The 18,600-nt window shown below is 60.4% G+C and carries 16 protein-coding genes; 9 read left to right on the plus strand and 7 right to left on the minus strand.

What is annotated here, in order from left to right; all coding sequences use genetic code 11:
* The first annotated feature begins 38 nt into the window (after positions 1-38).
* The 3 genes from ACB033_RS07975 (at position 39) to rmf (ending at position 3,947) form a co-directional block, all read left to right on the plus strand.
* Positions 39-1,961 (plus strand): ABC transporter ATP-binding protein, encoded by a 1,923-nt coding sequence (locus ACB033_RS07975; RefSeq protein ID WP_139725523.1) that lies wholly within the window; start codon positions 39-41, stop codon positions 1,959-1,961.
* Positions 1,962-1,969: 8 nt separating this feature from the next.
* The gene (locus tag ACB033_RS07980) at positions 1,970-3,607 is read left to right on the plus strand and encodes a DUF3466 family protein (RefSeq protein ID WP_139725524.1); all 1,638 of its coding nucleotides are present in this window, start codon (positions 1,970-1,972) and stop codon (positions 3,605-3,607) included.
* Positions 3,608-3,767: 160 nt separating this feature from the next.
* Complete coding sequence (gene rmf / locus ACB033_RS07985) at positions 3,768-3,947, plus strand: ribosome modulation factor (protein WP_005315693.1); 180 nt, start codon at positions 3,768-3,770, stop codon at positions 3,945-3,947.
* 88 nt (positions 3,948-4,035) lie between these two features.
* Here the strand turns inward: rmf and fabA are convergent, their stop codons facing one another.
* From fabA to ACB033_RS08005, 4 genes are all read right to left on the minus strand, one after another.
* Positions 4,036-4,596, minus strand: a complete 561-nt coding sequence (gene fabA, locus ACB033_RS07990) for a 3-hydroxyacyl-[acyl-carrier-protein] dehydratase FabA (protein ID WP_005300828.1) — start codon at positions 4,594-4,596, stop codon at positions 4,036-4,038.
* Between the two features lie 78 nt (positions 4,597-4,674).
* Entirely contained in the window at positions 4,675-6,654 is a 1,980-nt protein-coding gene (locus tag ACB033_RS07995) for a Lon protease family protein (protein ID WP_005300832.1), read from the minus strand.
* Between the two features lie 210 nt (positions 6,655-6,864).
* Entirely contained in the window at positions 6,865-8,115 is a 1,251-nt protein-coding gene (locus ACB033_RS08000; protein ID WP_371140507.1) for a tyrosine-type recombinase/integrase, read from the minus strand.
* 328 nt (positions 8,116-8,443) lie between these two features.
* The gene (locus ACB033_RS08005) at positions 8,444-8,758 is read right to left on the minus strand and encodes a YebG family protein (RefSeq protein ID WP_371140439.1); all 315 of its coding nucleotides are present in this window, start codon (positions 8,756-8,758) and stop codon (positions 8,444-8,446) included.
* A 170-nt stretch (positions 8,759-8,928) separates the two neighbouring features.
* Here ACB033_RS08005 and ACB033_RS08010 point away from each other — a divergent pair, with 170 nt between their 5' ends.
* Complete coding sequence (locus ACB033_RS08010) at positions 8,929-9,825, plus strand: esterase/lipase family protein (RefSeq protein ID WP_371140440.1); 897 nt, start codon at positions 8,929-8,931, stop codon at positions 9,823-9,825.
* 49 nt (positions 9,826-9,874) lie between these two features.
* On the opposite strand, the gene ACB033_RS08015 is transcribed toward ACB033_RS08010, so the two are convergent.
* The gene (locus tag ACB033_RS08015; protein ID WP_371140441.1) at positions 9,875-11,845 is read right to left on the minus strand and encodes an SDR family oxidoreductase; all 1,971 of its coding nucleotides are present in this window, start codon (positions 11,843-11,845) and stop codon (positions 9,875-9,877) included.
* A gap of 248 nt (positions 11,846-12,093) precedes the next feature.
* Between ACB033_RS08015 and ACB033_RS08020 the strand changes: the two genes are divergently transcribed.
* The 4 genes from ACB033_RS08020 (at position 12,094) to ACB033_RS08035 (ending at position 15,432) form a co-directional block, all read left to right on the plus strand.
* Positions 12,094-12,672, plus strand: coding sequence for a phasin family protein (locus ACB033_RS08020; protein ID WP_005300845.1), 579 nt, complete (start codon positions 12,094-12,096; stop codon positions 12,670-12,672).
* An 82-nt stretch (positions 12,673-12,754) separates the two neighbouring features.
* Positions 12,755-13,939: a patatin-like phospholipase family protein gene (locus ACB033_RS08025; RefSeq protein WP_005300847.1), complete on the plus strand. Its 1,185-nt coding sequence runs from the start codon at positions 12,755-12,757 to the stop codon at positions 13,937-13,939.
* A 1-nt stretch (position 13,940) separates the two neighbouring features.
* A complete protein-coding gene (locus tag ACB033_RS08030; protein ID WP_005300850.1) occupies positions 13,941-14,591 on the plus strand; it encodes a TetR/AcrR family transcriptional regulator in 651 nt (216 codons plus the stop codon).
* Positions 14,592-14,634: 43 nt separating this feature from the next.
* Positions 14,635-15,432, plus strand: a complete 798-nt coding sequence (locus tag ACB033_RS08035; protein ID WP_005300853.1) for a hypothetical protein — start codon at positions 14,635-14,637, stop codon at positions 15,430-15,432.
* 66 nt (positions 15,433-15,498) lie between these two features.
* Here the strand turns inward: ACB033_RS08035 and ACB033_RS08040 are convergent, their stop codons facing one another.
* Positions 15,499-16,923: a wax ester/triacylglycerol synthase family O-acyltransferase gene (locus ACB033_RS08040; protein ID WP_139725527.1), complete on the minus strand. Its 1,425-nt coding sequence runs from the start codon at positions 16,921-16,923 to the stop codon at positions 15,499-15,501.
* Positions 16,924-17,215: 292 nt separating this feature from the next.
* Positions 17,216-17,593: a polyhydroxyalkanoic acid system family protein gene (locus ACB033_RS08045; RefSeq protein ID WP_017764503.1), complete on the minus strand. Its 378-nt coding sequence runs from the start codon at positions 17,591-17,593 to the stop codon at positions 17,216-17,218.
* A gap of 211 nt (positions 17,594-17,804) precedes the next feature.
* Between ACB033_RS08045 and ACB033_RS08050 the strand changes: the two genes are divergently transcribed.
* Positions 17,805-18,548 carry a hypothetical protein gene (locus ACB033_RS08050; RefSeq protein WP_126881850.1) on the plus strand — a complete coding sequence of 248 codons (744 nt, stop codon included), beginning with the start codon at positions 17,805-17,807 and terminating at the stop codon, positions 18,546-18,548.
* Positions 18,549-18,600: the final 52 nt, after the last annotated feature.

The raw sequence follows: 18,600 nt of genomic DNA on the forward strand, positions 1-18,600 counted from the left end.
TCTGCCGCCCGTTTTTTCATTAGCAAGAAGGAACAAGAATGGCTCTTTTGACATTGCACGGCGCTTCCCTGTCGTTCAGTGATTTTCCGCTGCTCGATCAGGCCGAGCTCACCATCGAGCGGGGCGAGCGCCTCTGTCTGGTGGGGCGCAACGGGGCGGGCAAGTCCACCCTGATGAAGGTGATCGCCGGCGAACTGCCGCTGGACGATGGCCGTCTGGTGCTGCAGCAAGACTTGAAAGTGACCCGCCTCGAGCAGGATCCCCCCGCCTCGAGCGAGCTCACCGTGTTTGACTACGCCGCCGAAGGGCTGGCCGGGGTAGGGGAGCTGCTCAAGCAGTATCACCATATCTCCATGGAGCTGGCACACGATGCCTCCGATGCCAACATTCGCAAGATGAGCCAGTTGCAGGAGCAGCTCGACTACCAGAACGGCTGGCAGTTCGAGACCCGCATCAACCAGGTGCTGACCCTGCTCGGTCTGGATCCTGACGTGACCCTCGACAGTCTCTCCGGTGGCTGGCTGCGCAAGGTGGCCCTGGCCCGCGCGCTGGCCTGCGATCCGGATCTGCTGCTGCTGGACGAGCCGACCAACCACCTGGACATCGATGCCATCAACTGGCTGGAAGAGTTTCTCAAGGATTTTCGCGGTGCCATCGTCTTCATCTCCCACGACCGGGAGTTCATCCACAAGCTGGCGACCAGGATCATCGATCTGGATCGCGGCGTGATCACCTCCTGGCCCGGCAATTACGACGAGTACCTGCAGGGCAAGGAGGAGTGGCTGCGGGTCGAGGAGCTGAAAAATGCCGAGTTCGATCGCAAGCTGGCCCAGGAAGAGGTGTGGGTGCGCCAGGGGATCAAGGCCCGCCGTACCCGCAACGAGGGACGAGTGCGTGCCCTCAAGGCGATGCGCATGGAGCGGACCCAGCGCCGTGAGCTGCAGGGCAAGGCCAAGCTGCAACTGGACGAAGCGGGCCGCTCCGGCAAGCTGGTATTTGAAAGTGAAGGCTTGGGTCTCGACTTTGGCGATCGCACCCTGTTTCAGGGGCTGGATCTGCAGGTGTTGCGTGGCGACAAGATTGCGCTGGTCGGCCCCAACGGCTGTGGCAAGTCGACCCTGATCAAGCTGCTGCTCGGCCAGCTCGAGGCAACCCGCGGCTCGGTGCGGCAGGGCACCAACCTGGAAGTGGCCTACTTCGATCAGTACCGCGAACAGCTCGACCCCGAGAAGACGGTGGTGGACAACGTCGGCGAGGGCAAGCAGGAGGTGATGGTGCGCGGCCGCTCCCGTCACATCCTCGGCTACCTGCAGGACTTCCTGTTTGAGCCAAAACGGGCACGCACCCCGGTGAAAGCCTTGTCAGGGGGCGAAAAAAACCGTTTACTGTTGGCCAAATTGTTCTTGAAGCCCAGTAATTTACTGATCCTCGATGAACCAACCAACGACCTGGATGTCGAAACGCTGGAACTGCTGGAAGAGCTGCTGGCGGATTATCCCGGTACCCTGCTGCTGGTGAGCCACGATCGTCGTTTCATCGACAATACCGTGACCGGTTGCTGGTTGTTTGAAGGGGATGGGCGGATCAGTGATTATGTGGGGGGCTATGCCGACATGATGGCCACCCGTGCCCAGCAGCAGTCTCAGCTGGCCGCACAGCAGGCGGCGAAGCAGCCCCAGAGCAAGGCGCCAGAGCCTGTCGTGACGCAGGTGCCGGTCGCGGCAAAACAGAAGAAACTCTCTTACAAGTTGCAGCTGGAGCTGGATAATCTGCCAGCCCGGCTGGAACAGCTGGAGGCGGAGCTGGATGCCCTGCAGACGGAGATCAACCACCCCGGTTTCTTCTCCCTGCCTGCGGAGCAAACCCAGACCAAACTGGATGCCCTGAATGCCGCAGAGGCGGCATTGGAACAAGCCTTCTCCCGCTGGGAGGAGTTGGAAGCGTTGAAACATCAGGACTAAGGAAGTAGATGAAAAAGCAATTATCCATGCTGGCCATTCTGGTCAGCGCCAGCCTGAATGCCCAGGCGGCACAAAGTCCCTTTTTCACCATTGTCGATGCGTCCGACAAGGGTTACGCCAGCGGGATCAGCGGCGACGGCAACGGGCTCATCGGGATCAACACCAAGAACAACATGGCCGAGCACTTCTCGACCGTGCGCTTCGCCGACTTCCTGGTTGACCGCTTCCGCTTCGAGCAGGGCTGCATGCTCTCCAACTCGGTCTGCAACTCCTTCTGGAACGACAACAGCAACTTCGCCTACCAGTGGCGTCGTGACTTCCTCGACGGTGTCGACCAGCGCAACAACGTAGGTTACGTGCAGCTGGGCGAGACCGACGGTCTGGTGACCGCGCTGGGTGACGTACCCGGCACCCAGGCGGGCTACAAGATGAGTGGCAAGGTGCGTACCGCCTTTGCCGTGGTCGAGGAGGGCAACCCCGTCGAGCTGAAGGATGGCGCCGGCACTCACAGCCTGAGCGTGCCGACCAGCATCAAGAAGCTGGACAACGGCCAGTATCTGGTGACCGGTACCGCCGCCACCGGCAAGAACATCGCCGTCAACTCCGAAACCTACAACTGGTGCTTTGCCGGCAACGACGGCCAGTATGGCGACTACCGCTACTGCCCGGGCCTCAACACCCAGGCGAGCTTCTGGCTGGTCAACAGTACCGGTACCTTCAACAAGCTGCTGCAGGCCAACGAGTATGCCCGGGGCCGCAACGAAGTGGTGCAGACCGCTTCCGCGCTCGGCGTGGGCAAATTCAACGGCACGCTGTATGGGGTAGGGTACTCCTCCACCGGCGAGATCGGCACCAACTATCTGGATGGCCGCAACCTGGCCGCCTACTGGACACTGGATCTGGATGGCAGCAAGGTGGGCACCACCCAGATCATCCCGCTGGCAGAAGGCGAGCCCGGCAAGGATGACGCCAAGCTGCAACACAGCTGGGCCGTGGGGGTCAACGACAACGGTTATGTGGTCGGCAACCAGCTCTATCGTATCAACAAGGGCCAGAACCGCCCGGTGGAGATGTTCGTGTTCAACCTGAACACGCCGACCACCAACGCCGTGGTCTCCCTGCAGGACAAGCCGCTCAGCGGCTCCGGCTCGGAAGCGGCCGCCATCAACAACCACAACATGGTGGTTGGCTGGCGTGACTCCCGTCATCAGACCCAACCCGTGGTCAACGGCACCAACCGCATGCAGGAAGGCTTCCTGCTCAACGCGGCGACCGGCAACAACTGGTATCTGAACGATCTCATCTGTGGTCTGGATGATGCAGGTGCCAAGCAGTGTGCCCAAAACGGTTACTACTACCACATCGCCTATGCCAGCGGCATCAGCGAGAATGGGACTGTGGCCGCGACCGCCTATCGCTACAACAGCGAGAGCGATCTGAACAACCGCACCAATGCTACCGTGGTCAGCGTCAAGCTGGCACCAGTCGTGACCGACTACAAGAACAACGATCCGGCCGGTTATGTGGTCGCCAACGCACCGGTCAACAACCAGACCGGTCAGGATGGCGGCAGCGGTGGTGGCAGCCTGTTCTGGTTGACTCTACTGGCCCTGCCATTCGCCTGGCTGCGCCGTTTCCAGCGCTAAAAAGTTGTGTCACTAAAAATTAATGCGGTTCAGTGTCTTGTGTCACAATGAGCGGATAGCATGAAATTTTTTGTTTGACCCTGCCAATCCCCTGGGGTAAAGATGAAAGCGACCGATGAAAAATTGGTCGCTTTTTTTGTTCCACGGAAGAGGGTCGTAGATGATGAAGAGACAAAAACGGGACCGTCTGGAAAGAGCTCGTGCTCGTGGTTATCAGGCTGGCGTGGTCGGCAAACAGAAAGAAGCGTGTCCGTATCAATGCCTGGATGCACGTGGGCACTGGCTTGGTGGTTGGCGTGATGCCATGGAAGGGCGGGGCTCAGGCCTCTTCATGAAGTAGTCGGTACTTCATCACACATTGCAAAAAGGAAAGGGGCCATGGCGGCCCCTTTACGTTGTGCGGTCTGACCGGGTGGTCAATCAGCTCATCAAAATGCGGTGGTGTCCTTGAACAGGCCCACTTTCAGGTCGGTGGCGCTGTAGATGGGGCGACCATCCACCTCGACCACGCCATCGGCAATTCCCATCACCAACTTGCGATTGATGACGCGCTTGAAGGTGATCTTGTAGGTCACTTTCTTGGCGGTCGGCAGGATCTGACCGGTGAATTTCACCTCGCCAACCCCCAGTGCACGACCCTTGCCGGGGCCACCTTTCCAGCCGAGGAAGAAACCAACCAGCTGCCACATGGCATCCAGACCGAGACAGCCAGGCATGACGGGATCACCCGGGAAGTGGCAATCGAAGAACCAGAGATCCGGCGTGATATCGAGTTCTGCCAGGATCTCGCCTTTGCCGTGCTCACCACCATGGTCATTGATCTTGACGATGCGATCCATCATCAACATGTTGGGGGCGGGCAGCTGGCTGTTGCCCTCACCAAACAGCTCGCCACGGCTGCAGGCGAGCAGCTCTTCACGGGTAAACGAGTCTTTGCCTTGTTCACACAGGGAAAGGCGGGCATCAATGGTGGAATTGTCTACGGTCACGCTGGTTATCCTTAAAATGGGTCAAAGCCGGGCCAATTTAGCGTACAGATGTTCGCTAAACAACTCCGATCACTTCGTTTATACCCCGAACAGCCTGCCAAACAGGCGGCGCAGCACGCCCCCCTTGACGGCCTCGGTGCCGTTGAGCTCATCCAGGCGCTGCTGGATGCGGCCAAACAGGGTATCCGGCATGTCCGGTTCGCCCGCCACACAGCCCGTCAGCAGCTCGATGGCCTCTTCCACATGATCCACCGGGTGGATATGGAACTGGCCGGCCTCTACTGCCGCGATCACTTCATCAGAGAGGTTGAGCTGCTGGGCGTTGGTACCGGGCAGCAGGATCCCCTGTTTGCCGGTGAGCCCGTGGATCTTGCACACCCGGAAGAAGCCCTCGATCTTCTCGTTGACGCCGCCGACGGCCTGCACGTTGCCAAACTGGTCGACCGCGCCGGTAACCGCAAAGTGCTGGTAGATAGGCTGGCGGGCGAGGGCGGAGAGCAGGGCGCACAGACCGGTCAGAGACGCGCTGTCACCATCGATCTCATGGTAGGACTGCTCGAACACCAGGTTGGCCGACAGCGGGGAGGGATTCTCTGCACCAAATTTGTTGGAGAGATAGCCGTGAATGATCATCATCGCCTTGGCGTGGATATGACCTGCCAGCTCCGCCTTGCGTTCGATGTCCGCCACATCACCATCCCCCAGATGGACGGTAGCGGTGAGGCGCACCGGCTCGCCGAAATCATAGGGGTGCCCTGAGACCTGAATGACGGAGAGACCGTTGATCTGACCCACTTCCTCACCATCGGTCTGCAGCAGGATCTGGCCGTCGATGACCCCCTGATCGGACTGCTCGACCAGGTAGTTGAGCCGATAATCCTGCTCTTCCAGTGCCCCGCGAATGTGCTCGTCGGTGACGACATCCGCTTCCAGCTCACGTGCCAGGCTGTCGGCCATGCGCATGATGGCTGAGAGCTGCACCTCGGAGAGCGAGAGCCACTCCTGATGATCACAGAGCCGGCTGGCATGGCGGCAGAGGGCTGCGAGGGCGGCCGGCGTGAAGTCCAGCAGGTTCCAGCGCTCGCGCAGCCAGGCCAGATATTGCAGATAGTCAGGCAGCTCCTCTTCGATGTTCACCTCGGAGACCAAGTCCGCGCGCAGGAAGATGCGCTCCGACATGTCTCTGTCCAGCATCTGGAACTCGGCCACATCCAGCCGGTCACCGACCAGGATCAGCTTGAGCTTGATGGGGGTGGCTTCCGGTGTGAAGAAGGGGGTGAGGGTCTTGCCTTCCTGATAGGCGTTCCAGTCCAGCTCGCCTTTTTGCATCGCGTTCTTGAGCTTGAACCAGAGGTGGGGCTGATCCAGCAGCTCGTCCAGCTGCAGGATCAGGTAGCCACCGTTGGCCTGACGTAGCAGGCCAGGTTCCAGCAGGTGCTGGTTGGCATAGACGGAGCCTTGCTCGGTCTGGTAGTTGATGGAGCCGAACAGGGTGTCCCAGTTGAGATCGCGGCCATACACCACGGGGGCTTCCTGTTCCTCATGGTGGATCAACAGGTTGATGAGGACCGGGTGCTGAAATTCGAGCCCTTGTGCCACATGGGCGGCCAGATCGGAGAGGAAATCATCGATCTTGGGATCATTGTTCTGCTTGCGCATGATGCGGGTGACCAGACGCTCGGCATCCAGATGGTGGCTCATCAGCTTGAGCAGTTCACCAACCATTTCACAAAACTCGATGCCGGTACCGGGTTGCAGGCGCAGCCAGATGGGTTTGAACGGATTGTTCAGGTTTTCGGTGTAGCAGAGATCGAACAGGTCGCCATCCTTGCCATTGGAGGCAGCGATCAGCGTCTGGCAGACATCTTCATAGTCGACCCCGGGGAAACCGTTGAGCAGCATGACCGGGCAGTCGCCATCAAAACTGGCGAGACGCTTGATGCCGGAGATGGCCCTGGGTTGCAGCGCGGCAAACGGAATGGGTTCGAGCTCGCTGAGGGCTGGAAACTGTTCAATCGCAAAAGCAGGTTTTAATTGTTCTGATGTTAATTCAGCCACTTAAGACATCCGGTCGGAGATAGGATCAATTGTTGCCATTATACACAGTTCAATAAGTGGTAACAGGAAACAAGATATCGAATTTAACATAATATACATTATGCGCGGTTGTCAGCATGGAGCAATTTAGTGTCCTGGATTGGTTCAACAACACAGGATTGGTTTGCCATGAACGAATCTTTCCCTTTCTGTTATCTCTCACTGTTGAACTTACTCATGTAGCCGATCCAGTGGTTTGTGATTGGCACTCTCGTGACGTTCGCTGTTGCCGGTGTGCAGGTATTTGGAGGTGGTGTCGATGCTGTCGTGGCCGGCATCGGCCTGCACATGGGACAAGGGTCGGCCATTGAGGTTGATGTCGTGAGTGATGCCGGTATGGCGAATGGAGTGCGGCGTCAGGTTGCGCATCTCTGCGGCATCCTGGGCAAAGCCATCCTGTTCCGCCAGCGTAGCGGCCGCCTGAATGACGGCCATCACCAGCTCGCGCAGCTGACGGATGCCGAGGTTGGCATTGAGCTCACCTTGTTCACGGCCGTGGGCTGCGGCCTTGTGACGCACAAACAGTGGCGTCTGTTCATCGGGTATCGGCAGTGGCGAGAGACCGAGAAAGGTCCGGTAGCGTTTGAGGGCCTCCAGCAAGGCATGGGAGACCGCCACGGTGCGGCGTTTGCCACCCTTGCTGCGGGGAATGTAATAGCCCCAGACGCCGGTTTTCCCGTCGCGGCGAAACTGCCCCATGACGGGGGTAAAACCCGGCCTTGCCGCCACCTCGGAGATGCGCAGGTAGCAGGCATACATCAGGCTGATCAGAAAGCGGCTGCGCTCGTGCTGCTCCGGTGACTCGGTGGCCAGCCGATCGGCCGCCTGCATTACATAGGACCATTGCAGCTCGCTGAAGGCCTGGCCCTGATCATCCGGCTCCTGCTGGACGGTGCGCTTCACCCGTTGCAGCAGAAGCGCCGGGTTGCGGTCCATGTACTCTTCCTGGATCAAAAACTGAAAAAAGGCCGACAGAATGGCGAGCTTGGTCTTCATGGCCTGTTCGCTGAGACGGTACGGCAGTTCACGGCCCAGCTCCCGTTTGCCAAGGAAGGGTCGCCATTGGGGATTGGGCAGGCGCTCTCCCCACTCCTTGTCGAGCACGAACTGCGCCACATTGCGATAGGCAATCAGGGCCGCTGGCGGTGACTGGCAATAATCGAGGTAGCGCATCATGATGCGCCGGGTCAGATCCTTTGGGCTGATGCGCATCTCGCCAAAGCACCAGTGCAAGAACGTGGTCAGCTCACTGCGATAGGTCTTGTAGTTGTTCTCGTTGTTGCGCTGCTCCAGCAGCCAGTCGACGGCGAGCTCGTAGACGATCCCGGCATCGGGTACGTCGGTGAGGCTGAGGTTGGCCAGGTACTGATTGACCTGGGGGTTGCCCGCCTCCAGGTATGCCAAGCCATCGAACAGCGGCATGGCGGGTGGAAGAAGTATGGTTGTGGTCATGGTCTTGCTTGAAATGGTTCTGGCTTGCGGCCTGCTCAAGGGTAATGCCGATAAATGGGGTTATCGGCATCATCGGTGGTGGGAACATTGTCAGGAAACATGGATACAGTCACCACGTGGAATCACGGCGAACACATTCTTATCCCATTCAATGAATATGCACTCTTGTCAGAAAATTCTCGGGGTAAATAGTCTGAAAGTTGACTGTTAATTCTCTCTTTTTGAATAAGAAAGTGTTTGGCCGTGATGGCTCGCCCCTTTTCCCTGTCCTTCCTCACCCTGTTATCCAGACGCCTTGCTACGCAACCCGCTTGAGTGACTTGCCTTTGGGTTCGGTTGCTTCACTCTGGGTTTCCTGGCTCTCTGTCTTGTTGCTCCCCTGCCCCTTTCCACCGCGCAATACGCTCTGCAGTGCGTCCCGCTGTTCGGCCAGATAGAAGGCCAGGCTCTCCTGTTGTTCAGGCTCGAGTGCAATGGGAGCCGCGGTCAGCAACGTCATCAACTCATCGGCAGTGTCCAGCAGCTTGTCATAGGCGTCAGCCTCTTTCTTGCTGGTAAAGGTCATCTTCTCCACTCCCCCACGAACCACAACATATTTGATCTCAACGGCCATAGTGGCGTCCTCCTTCTGATGGTGAATACAAGTATATGTATGGATATACAGTATTGCAAATAGCCACAGGCAGGTAGGATTTCAACAGAGACAGACCGATAGCGGGTTGGCCGTCACATTGATGAAAGGGTCATTTGACTTCCACGCCAAACTGGTCGGATGATTGGGTCATGACGATAACAAAGCAATTACTGATCCTGCTGCTGGTTGAGGTGACGCTCCTTGGGAGCATCGCCCACCTTGCCATCGGCCTCTCTTGGGCGCCCTCCATCTTGTTTGTGGTGGTGGCCCTGTTGGGGTTGCGCACCCTGGTGGTATTGCTGACCTGGGGCTTTTCCCGTTTCTATCCTGTGCCTGCCATCGGTTGGCGAGCCTGGCTGCCCATGGTGGGGCGGGAGATAGTGGCCTACCTGCTGACCTTCACCTGGCTGCTGCCGTTCGAGCGCTGGTTAATGCCGCCTGACAAGTTGACCTCCTCTCCCCTGCCTCTGCTGTTTATCCACGGTTATGGCTGCAGTCGCGGCATCTGGCGGGTACAGCGGGCACGGCTGGAGGCCGCCGGTCACACGGTGGCAACCGTCACCCTGACTCCTCCCTTTGGCCATCTCGACGACATGGTGCCCTTGCTGGCCAGGCGTATCGACGAGGTGTTGGTCGCCACCGGCGCATCGCAGCTGGTGCTGATCGGTCACAGCATGGGCGGACTGGTGTGCCGCGACTATCTGGCGGTGACGGGGGGTGACAAGGTGGCGCAGCTTATCACCCTGGCCACCCCTCATCAGGGCAGCCAGCTCGCCACCCTGGGACTCGGCGACAATGCCCGCGAGATGGAGCCAGGCTCCGGCTGGTTGCAGCGCTTTGCCGCCGTGCCGCTCTGCGTACCCGGCGTCTCGGTGCGCACCAGTCACGACAACTTCGTGCTGCCCCAGTCCCGCCAGCGCCTCGATGGCATGGAGGACGTTGAGCTCGCTGCCCTCGGTCACCTCTCTCTGCTTTACTCCCGCCGCACCACGGCCCTGCTGCTGACCCTGCTCTCCCGCCCGCAACCGCAAATGAAAAGGGCCTGATTGCTCAGGCCCTTTCCGTTTCTGCTACATAAACTCGTTGTCATCACCACTAGAAGTGGATCCCCTTGATCAGGGTGGAGACTGCCATCTGATCCGCCGAGGCCTTGGACTCGTTGCCCTCCTTGGGGTCGGAGAAGGTGCGGAAGCTGGTGTTCATGATCACCTGGGCCACCCGCGGTGCCAGGGCATGGATCACCTGGCCGAACACCCCGAGCCGGGTGGCGAGGCGCACGTGCTTGTTGATGATGGTGTCGCACACCAGATCGGCGGCTTCTTCCGGCGTCATCATGGGCACCTGTTCATATACCTTGGTGGGCGCCACCATGGGAGTTTTCACCAGCGGCATGTTGATGATGGAGAAGCTGACCCCCTTGTCGGCAAACTCGGAGGCCGCGGTGCGCACCCAGGCATCCAGCGCCGACTTGGAGGCAACGTAGGCTGAGAAGCGCGGCGCATTGGTCAGCACCCCGATGGAGGAGATGTTGATGATGTGCCCCTTCTTCTTCTCGATCATGGTGGGCAGTACCCCCATGATCACCTTGAGGGTGCCGAAGTAGTTGAGCTGCATGGTGCGCTCCAGATCGTGGAAACGGTCGAAGGAGTCCTCGATGGCGCGGCGGATGGAGCGACCGGCGTTGTTGACCAGGATATCCACGCCGCCATGTTCGGCCACTATCTGCCGAGTGATCGCCTCCCCCTGCACCAGGTCGGCGAGATCACCCTGATAGACCTGCAGGGTCAGGCCCAGTTCGGCAAACTCGGCCTGGGTTTCGGCAATCTTGTGCTCGTCCCGGGCGATGGTCAGCACCTTGGCGCCCGCCTCCGCCAGCTTCTTCGCGGTGGCCTTGCCGATGCCGGAGGTGGCACCGGTGATCAGCACCACCTTGCCCTCGACCCGGCCGCGCAGGGTGCGGTCGATGAACAGATCCGGGTCGAGGTGACGCTCCCAGTAGTCCCACAGGCGCCAAGCATAGCTGTGCAGCGGCGGTACTTCGATGCCGGTCCCCTTCAGCACCCGCTGGGCCTCGCGGTTGTCGAAGCGGGTGGGATAGTTGATGAGCCGGAAGATGTCCTTGGGCAGGCCGAGATCGGCGATGGCCGCATCGCGAATGCGCCGCACCGGGGTCAGCGCCATCAGCATGGTCATCAGATGGCGGGGAATGAAGCTGAACAGGGCTGCATTGATGCGAATGGCCGGTTCGGGGGCATGGGCCGCCCGGGAGAAGGTGCTCAGCATGTCGCCGACCCGCATGGGGTGAGAGTCGGTCAGGTGGAACGCCTTGTTGTCTTCCCCCTCCAGGTGGGCGATGTGATCGATGGCATCCACCACGAAGTTGACCGGTACCAGGTTGATGCGTCCCCCCTCGACCCCGATGGCGGGCATCCAGGGCGGCAGCATGCGGCGCAGCTTCTGGATGGTCTTGAAGAAGTAATAGGGGCCGTCCACCTTGTCCATCTCGCCGGTATTGGCGTCGCCGACCACGATGCCGGGCCGGTAGATGCGCCAGGGGATGGTGCTCTCCTTGCGCACTATCCCTTCGGCCTCGTGCTTGGTCTGGAAATAGGGCATGTCGAGGTGTTCGGCCTCATCGAACATGTCTTCCCGAAACAGGCCGTCAAACAGGCCGGCCACCGCGATGGAGCTGCAGTGATGGAAGCAGCGCACCTTGAGCCGCTCTGCCAGTTGCAGGGCCTGACGGGTGCCCTCGGCATTGACCTGCTGCTGAATGCCCGCTTTGGCGTTGAGATCATAAATGGCGGCGAGATGCAGAAAATGATCAACCTTGCCGATGAGGGGCTCCAGTTCGCCGTTGCCGACGCCGAGCAAGGGGTGGGTCATGTCGCCAACCACAGCAATGGCGCGATCCTCACCAACGCCCCAGTAGGCCAGCAGGTCGGGTACCCGCTCGAGATGGGCTGCCCGCATCAGGAAATGCACCCGACTATTTGGACGCTGCAGCAATTTTTTAATCAGCCGGCGGCCGATGAAGCCGCTGCCACCTGTGATGAAATAATCCATGGTATTTATATCCCTTACTGATTGGGCTGTTAGTTGCTGTTAGATATATCACGCTTTTACTGAAAATATTCATTCGAATATCATTCTTCGTGACCCAGTCCAAAATTACCAGGGTTGCCTGTTCCGTTATTAGGTAGAACCCTCTATTTTTTCTCCCTAGACTGAGGATGAAAGTTAAGTAATGCCACAACGAATATACCAAGGTTGTTGTCATTACCATCATCTATATCACGAGTAAGGAGACTGTCATGGCCAAAAAATTGAAAGCACTGGCAAGTTCGGTGACCGACAACCACCTCACTTCCACCATCAAAGAGTCCACCCAGCAGATCTGGCTGGCTGGCCTGGGTGCCTATGCCAAGGCGCAAGAGGAAGGCGGCAAGATCTTTGAAGCCCTGGTTCAGGAAGGGGAAGCCCTGCAAACCCGTACCCGTCAGAGCGCCGATGAGAAAATTGCGGCCATGACCGACAAGACCGCTGGTACCTGGGGCCGTCTGGAGCAGGTATTCGAGGATCGCGTGGCCCGCGCCGTCGCCAGCCTCGGCATCCCGACCCGCAAGGACATCGACAAGCTCTCCAAGCGGATGGCTGAATTGACTGAAGTGGTGCAGCAGCTGATCGATGCCCAGGACGACACTGCCCCGGCTGACGAGGCCAAGCCTGCTGCCGCAGCGGCCAAGAAGCCGGTTGTTGCCAAGAAGCCGCCGGTCAAGAAAGCCGCCCCCGCCCCCGTCGCCAAGGTGAAGGAAGAGGTCAAGGAGCTGGCTACGGAAGTAGAGAACGTGGCCAAGGAGATCAAGGAGAAGGGCGAAACCGCACTCTTCTGATCCTGACCGGCTTGTTCTGACTGATGATCCACCGGCCCATGCCCTCTGCTGGGCCGGTTTTGCGTGATAAGGGAGGCAAATCATGAGCACGATTGCGGTTGCCCTCGCCGGGGGGGGACCTCTGGGGGGGATCTACGAGATCGGTGCCTGCGCCGCCCTGGCCGACAGCATCAAGGGAGTGCGTTTCGAGCAGGCTGACATCTATGTGGGGGTGAGTTCGGGGGCGGTGATCGCCTCGGCGCTGGCCAACGGCATCTCCCCCGACAAGCTGGTGCGGATCCTGCTGAGCGACGACAGTGGCGAGTTCTTCGACCCCTCTACCCTGCTGCGCCCCGCCTTCGGGGAGTATTTTGAGCGGCTCACCTCGCTGCCGCCGCTGGCGCTGGCGTGTCTGGCCGACTACCTCTCCTCCCCCTGGAACAAGAGCCTGCTCGGCTCACTGCAGGGGCTGTCCAAGGCGATCCCCACCGGCATGTTCGACAGCCGTGGGGTGGATCGGATCCTGACCCAGTTCTTTTCGCGCCCCGGTCGCAGCAACGATTTTCGCGAGCTGGCCAGCCGGCTGTTCGTCATCGCCACCGAACTCGACACCGGTCGGGCGGTGGCCTTCGGCAGTCCGGGGCTCGACCAGGTGCCCATCTCCGCCGCGGTGCAGGCCTCCGCCGCCTTGCCCGGCCTGTTCCCGCCCTCCCTCATCGATGGCCGCTACTACGTGGACGGCGCGCTCATCAAGACGCTGCACGCCTCGGTGGCGCTGCAGGAGGGGGCCGATCTGGTGTTCTGCATCAATCCGCTGGTGCCCTTTGATGCTGGCCTGGCCAGCGAGCGCCCCGCCAAGCTGGTGGATAGCGGCCTGCCGGTGGTGCTGGCCCAGACGTTTCGCGCCATCATCCACTCGCGCATGCACGTGGGGATGGATCGCTACAAACACCAGTACCCAGATGCAGATGCCCTGCTGTTCGAGCCCTCCCCGGCCGATGGCGAGATGTTCTTCACCAATGTGTTCAGTTATCGGGACCGGCGCCATCTGTGCGAGCACGCCTTCCAGCATACCCGCCGGGATCTGTGGCAGCGGCGGGCCGAGCTTGGCCCCATCCTCGCCAGACACGGGCTGGAGCTGGATCTTGACGCGCTGGCCGATGAGCAGCGCTCCCTGCTGACCCCGGGCATCGGCGCGGTGGCGGCGCTGGATGCCTCACTGACTCAGTTGCAGCACTGGCTGACCCGTCGCTATGGCGACAAGGGCCGGCGTCAACCGAAGGAGTAGCATGGATCGCAAACCCAAGCGGCGTACCAGGGATCGCATCCTGGCCACCGCCCTCGCCCAGTTCAACCTGCTGGGCGAGCCGACCGTCACCACCACCGCCATCGCGGCCGAGCTGGAGATGAGCCCGGGCAACCTCTATTACCACTTTCACAACAAGGAGGAGATAGTCAACGCCCTGTTCGGCGAGTTCGAACAGGAGATGGCCCACCTGCTCGACACCATTACCCCGCCGTTGAACGAGGCGGAGGACATCTGGTTCTTCTTGCACCTGATGTTCGAACTCATCTGGAAGTACCGCTTTTTCTATTACGACATCAGCACCCTGATGAATGGCAACCACAAGGTGGAGCAGCGCTTTTCGGCCCTGCTGCGGCGCAAGGAGCTGACCGCCGCCGCCATCTGCCACCACCTCTGGCGCAGCGGTCTGCTAGAAGGCGACGAAGCGCAGGTGACGGCGCTGGCCGCCAACATCGCACTGGTAGGGACCTTCTGGATCTCTTATCAGCGGGCGCTGCATCCGCGCGCCGATGCCGACATCGCCCTCGGCGTTTTTCAGGTGATGGAGCTGGTGGCCCCCAGGCTGCGAGCCGATGCCCGCGCCGCGCTCGATGCCATTGCCAGCCATTATCGTCCCGCCGCCGTGGCGGGTTGACCGAACCGTGTTTTTTGATTGTGTTTTTAACAGGGAGAATCATATGACCACTGCACAGCCCAACTTCGATTTCACCCCCTTCCCCTGGCCGGAAGCCACCTATGACTATGCCGGGGAGCGCCTTGAGCAGCACTGGGAGCGGCTGCACCAGGGGGATGCCGAGCCCTGGCCCGAAGATGAACAGGTACAGGAGGCCTGGCGCGCCTATCACGCCGGTGATTTCGCCCGGGCTGTCAGCCTGGGGCTGGCCGCCGGCGAGGATGGCCTCAACGTGGCGAACAAGGCGCTGGTGATCCACGCCAGCTACCTGCTGGATGACAAATATGCCAAGCGCGAGGCGTTCGAGCTGGCCGCCAGCAACGCCGAGAAGCTGCAAAAACGTCAGCCAGACAACGTCAACGCCTGGTACTTTCACGCCCTGGCGCTGGGTCGCTACAGCCAGGTGATCTCGGTCTCCAAGGCTCTCTCCATCGGCATAGGTGACAAGATCAAGAGCAGCCTGGAGCAGGCGCTGGCGCTGGAGCCTGACCACGGGGAGGCCCATATCGCCTTCGGTGCCTGGCATGCGGAGATCATCGACAAGCTGGGCGCCATGATCGGCGGCATCACCTACGGCGCCAAGAAGGATGAGTCCGAGCGTCACTTCAAGGCGGCGCTGGCCATCATCCCCCACTCCGCCATCGCCCGCATGGAGTACGCCAACGCTATGGTGATGATGCACGGCAAGAGCAAGATGGCGGCGGCCGAGGCACTCTACGGCGAGGCTGCCGAGTGCGAGGCGCTGGATGCCATGGAGCGGCTCGATGTGGAAGCCGCCCGTGAGGAGCTGGAGGAGGAGTAATTCGCCAGACTCATAAAACAAGAGGCCAGCCCCCGGGTTGGCCTCTTGCGTTTGAAGCGCGGCGGATCAGCCGTGCAGCAGCTGATCCAGCATGGCGGGGTCGTAGAGCAGATCCGGCTCCATCAGCACCAGCAGCAGCAACTGCTCAAACTCCACCGCGAAGCGCTCGACGATGAGATCCGGGTCTGGCACCCGCTTCTTGTCGGTGATCAGGCCCACCTGCACCTTGTTGTCATAGGAGAGGATGGAGACGCCGACCGCGATGTCGCCGGCCTGGGGCACCCAGAACAGCGGCTGGCGCAACCTGGCGCCGGCCAGATAGAGGGTCTGCTGCGGGCCAGGCACGTTGGTGATGACGGCGCTGGCCTTGGCGGAGAGGATGTCGATGGCCTGTTGCTGCACCGCCTTGGGGGCCATGCCCATCACTTCCAGCAGGTTGAACACCACCGCCGGCTGCAGGGAAGATTTGAGCGCCTGCATCCGATCCCGCACCGCATAGAGGCGTTGCAGCGGATGTTCGATGTTGAGGGGCAGATCCAGGGCCACCAGCCCGAAGCGGTTGCCAAGGGCCCCCTTGTCGTCCGGGGCGCGCATGTTGACCGGCACCAGGGCCCGGATGTCGACGTCGGCTTCGTCGCCCTTCTCCAGCAGATAGTGGCGAAAGGCCCCGGCGGTGGCGGCGATCAGCAGGTCGTTGACCGAGCAGCCGAGCACCCGCCCCACCGCCTTCACATCCGGCAGCGGGATCTGTTCTGACCAGGCGACCCGCTTGGTGCAGCCGGTCTCTCCCCTGAGCCGGGTATCGGCATCATCGGAGAGGGTGGCAATGGTGTAGAGCTCGGCGGTCACGTCCCGGCTGGTCTTGAGGTAGTCCATCGCCTTGGTGGGGTGGGTCAGCACCTCGACGTATTTGGACCAGAGGGTGCCGGTCAGCTTGAGGCCGGCCCGCAGCAGGCGACTGCCCTGCTGATCGTGCTCTTCGTCGCCGTCGTCGTTGGCCACCGGCTCTGGCTGCGGTCTGGGAGGGGCAACCGGGCTCTCGTCCATCATGGTCAGCATGGCCCGCACCAGGGAGAAGCCGTCCCCCATGGCGTGATGAAAGCGCACCACCAGCGCCTGGCCGCCGAGGGAGGTGTCTACCAGGTGCATCTCCCAGAGCGGACGCTGGTGGTTGAGGGGGGTGGAGGTAAAGTCGGCCACCAGCCGCTCCAGCTCGGCCTTGCCGGCCTTGCCTGGCAGGATCACCCGCTTGAGGTGCAGGTCGAGATCGAAGTCGGGGTCGGTACGCCAGTAGTACTCCCCTCCTTCCAGGCAGGCTTTCTGCGCGAAGCGCGGCTGTACCCGTACGGTGTGCAGCAGGCTCTCGCGCAATCTGGTTTCATCCAGCTGACCGTCGAACATCAGCACGCCGACGATCTGCATCAAGTTGTTGGGTCTGTCCATCCGCAGCCAGGCGGTATCGACACAGGAGATGAGTTCACACACAGACATGTATTATTCCTATCGTTTCGCATTATTTGTGCCACATTTCGTTCTGGACGTCGGCGACCAGAACGGAAGCAACAAACAATGTTTTCTTATGTTGGTGAAACTGCACGGCGATTAATTCACGCCAGCCATCCATGACAAAGGCAGAGGATCTTGTTGCCCCGTGAAAATTAAAAATCAGACTTGTGATATGCCGCCTGAATAATAATCTCCAGGTCGGCCATTTCGTCAAAAGAATATAAAGCGCGCTATTTCACCATTATTTATTGCGCTGGATCAGTCTTTATTGGATTGGTTATCGCCGCGCGGGACAAGGCAGGCGCTGATCGACATATTCGAGGATCTCCTGCTCCAGTACGCTGCGTACCGGCAACAGCATCAGGCCGAGGCGCACTTCCAGCGACAGGGTATCCTCGGTGAGGCAGAGGGAGCCATTGACCCCGGCGCCACGAAACAGCAAGCGGGTCTCCTCCTCGTCTTCCCACTCGCAGTCGAGCTCGTACTCTTCGCTCATGTCCTGGGCGATGGCTTCGGCGGCGAGCCGAGCGCCGGCAAGGCCGAGCGGGTGTTGACGGCTGACCTGGATGGTCGACAGGTTGCTGCCGGCAAGGGGATCGTATAGAAACATGCTAACTCTCTGAGCTGTGACGACATTTACTGATATTAAACACATGAATCAAACAAGTGAAAGTGATTTGCAACATATTTGGGACTCACTTAACAAAGGCTGTCGAGTAAAAGCTCCATCGATTCCGCCTGGGTTGCCGCCGCGTTACACTGGGCTGGCGGCTCGTGACGAGTGACTCCCGCCCCTCGCCGGCCGCCCGCTTTATCCGTCACAGGCCATGGGATACACCAGAGAACACAGGTCAAGAGAGCAGCAGATGACCCAAGAGAAACAACCATCCGATGACCACCACCTGGATGAAGAGAGCACCCTGGGGCGACTCTACCGTCAGCTCAACCAGGTGGCCGCCTTGCGCGAGCAGATGCGCACCCACCCGCAGGATCAGCAAGACAGGGACGCACTGCGCCAATGGCAGGCCGATCGGCTGGGGCGCACTCACCGCGATCTGCTGGAGAGCAAGCGCTACGGCCCGGCTGCGCAGTTTTTCCTGACCGACCTCTACGGGCCGGGGGATTGTGCCCGCCGCGATGCGGACGTGATGCGGGTGATGCCGACTGCCGAGCGGCTGTTGCCGGAATCCGGTCTCAAGGTGCTGGCGCAGGCCATTGAACTCGATGCCCTCTCCGAGGAGCTCGACTACCTGATGGTGGTGGCGCTGCGTCGCGGCGGCAGCATGGCGCGCCTAAACGCCAGGAGTTATGCCCTCGCCTATCAGGAGGTGGGTGAAGAAGCGCGTCGCCGTCATCAGTTGCTACTGGTCAACGAGCTGGGGATGACCCTGGATCGGCTGGCCAGAAAACCGCTGCTCGGGGCGACCTTGAAGCTGATATCGGGGCCGGCCCATCTGGCGGGGTTGGGCGAGCTCTTCTCCTTTGTCGAGCGGGGTTACCGGGTCTGTCACCACATGGGGCGGGCCAGCGAGTTTCTCGAGACCATCGCCAGCCGCGAGACGGCGATCATGCAGGCATTGCTGGCGGGCGATGACACAGTGCTGGATTGACCTTGGGAGTCATGCAGGCACACATGCAGTCAAACATGACAAAGCGGGCCGA

The organism is Aeromonas sp. S15(2024) (assembly GCF_041402265.1).
Lineage (GTDB): Bacteria > Pseudomonadota > Gammaproteobacteria > Enterobacterales > Aeromonadaceae > Aeromonas > Aeromonas dhakensis.

Excerpts from the sequence above, each read along its gene's own strand:
- ACB033_RS07975 (WP_139725523.1), top strand. The coding sequence starts at position 39 with ATGGCTCTTTTGACATTGCACGGCGCTTCCCTGTCGTTCAGTGATTTT.
- ACB033_RS07980 (WP_139725524.1), top strand. The coding sequence starts at position 1,970 with ATGAAAAAGCAATTATCCATGCTGGCCATTCTGGTCAGCGCCAGCCTG.
- rmf (WP_005315693.1), top strand. The coding sequence starts at position 3,768 with ATGATGAAGAGACAAAAACGGGACCGTCTGGAAAGAGCTCGTGCTCGT.
- ACB033_RS08000 (WP_371140507.1), bottom strand. The coding sequence starts at position 8,115 with ATGCCGCTGTTCGATGGCTTGGCATACCTGGAGGCGGGCAACCCCCAG.
- ACB033_RS08005 (WP_371140439.1), bottom strand. The coding sequence starts at position 8,758 with ATGGCCGTTGAGATCAAATATGTTGTGGTTCGTGGGGGAGTGGAGAAG.
- ACB033_RS08010 (WP_371140440.1), top strand. The coding sequence starts at position 8,929 with ATGACGATAACAAAGCAATTACTGATCCTGCTGCTGGTTGAGGTGACG.
- ACB033_RS08015 (WP_371140441.1), bottom strand. The coding sequence starts at position 11,845 with ATGGATTATTTCATCACAGGTGGCAGCGGCTTCATCGGCCGCCGGCTG.
- ACB033_RS08020 (WP_005300845.1), top strand. The coding sequence starts at position 12,094 with ATGGCCAAAAAATTGAAAGCACTGGCAAGTTCGGTGACCGACAACCAC.
- ACB033_RS08025 (WP_005300847.1), top strand. The coding sequence starts at position 12,755 with ATGAGCACGATTGCGGTTGCCCTCGCCGGGGGGGGACCTCTGGGGGGG.
- ACB033_RS08030 (WP_005300850.1), top strand. The coding sequence starts at position 13,941 with ATGGATCGCAAACCCAAGCGGCGTACCAGGGATCGCATCCTGGCCACC.
- ACB033_RS08035 (WP_005300853.1), top strand. The coding sequence starts at position 14,635 with ATGACCACTGCACAGCCCAACTTCGATTTCACCCCCTTCCCCTGGCCG.
- ACB033_RS08040 (WP_139725527.1), bottom strand. The coding sequence starts at position 16,923 with ATGTCTGTGTGTGAACTCATCTCCTGTGTCGATACCGCCTGGCTGCGG.
- ACB033_RS08045 (WP_017764503.1), bottom strand. The coding sequence starts at position 17,593 with ATGTGTTTAATATCAGTAAATGTCGTCACAGCTCAGAGAGTTAGCATG.
- ACB033_RS08050 (WP_126881850.1), top strand. The coding sequence starts at position 17,805 with ATGACCCAAGAGAAACAACCATCCGATGACCACCACCTGGATGAAGAG.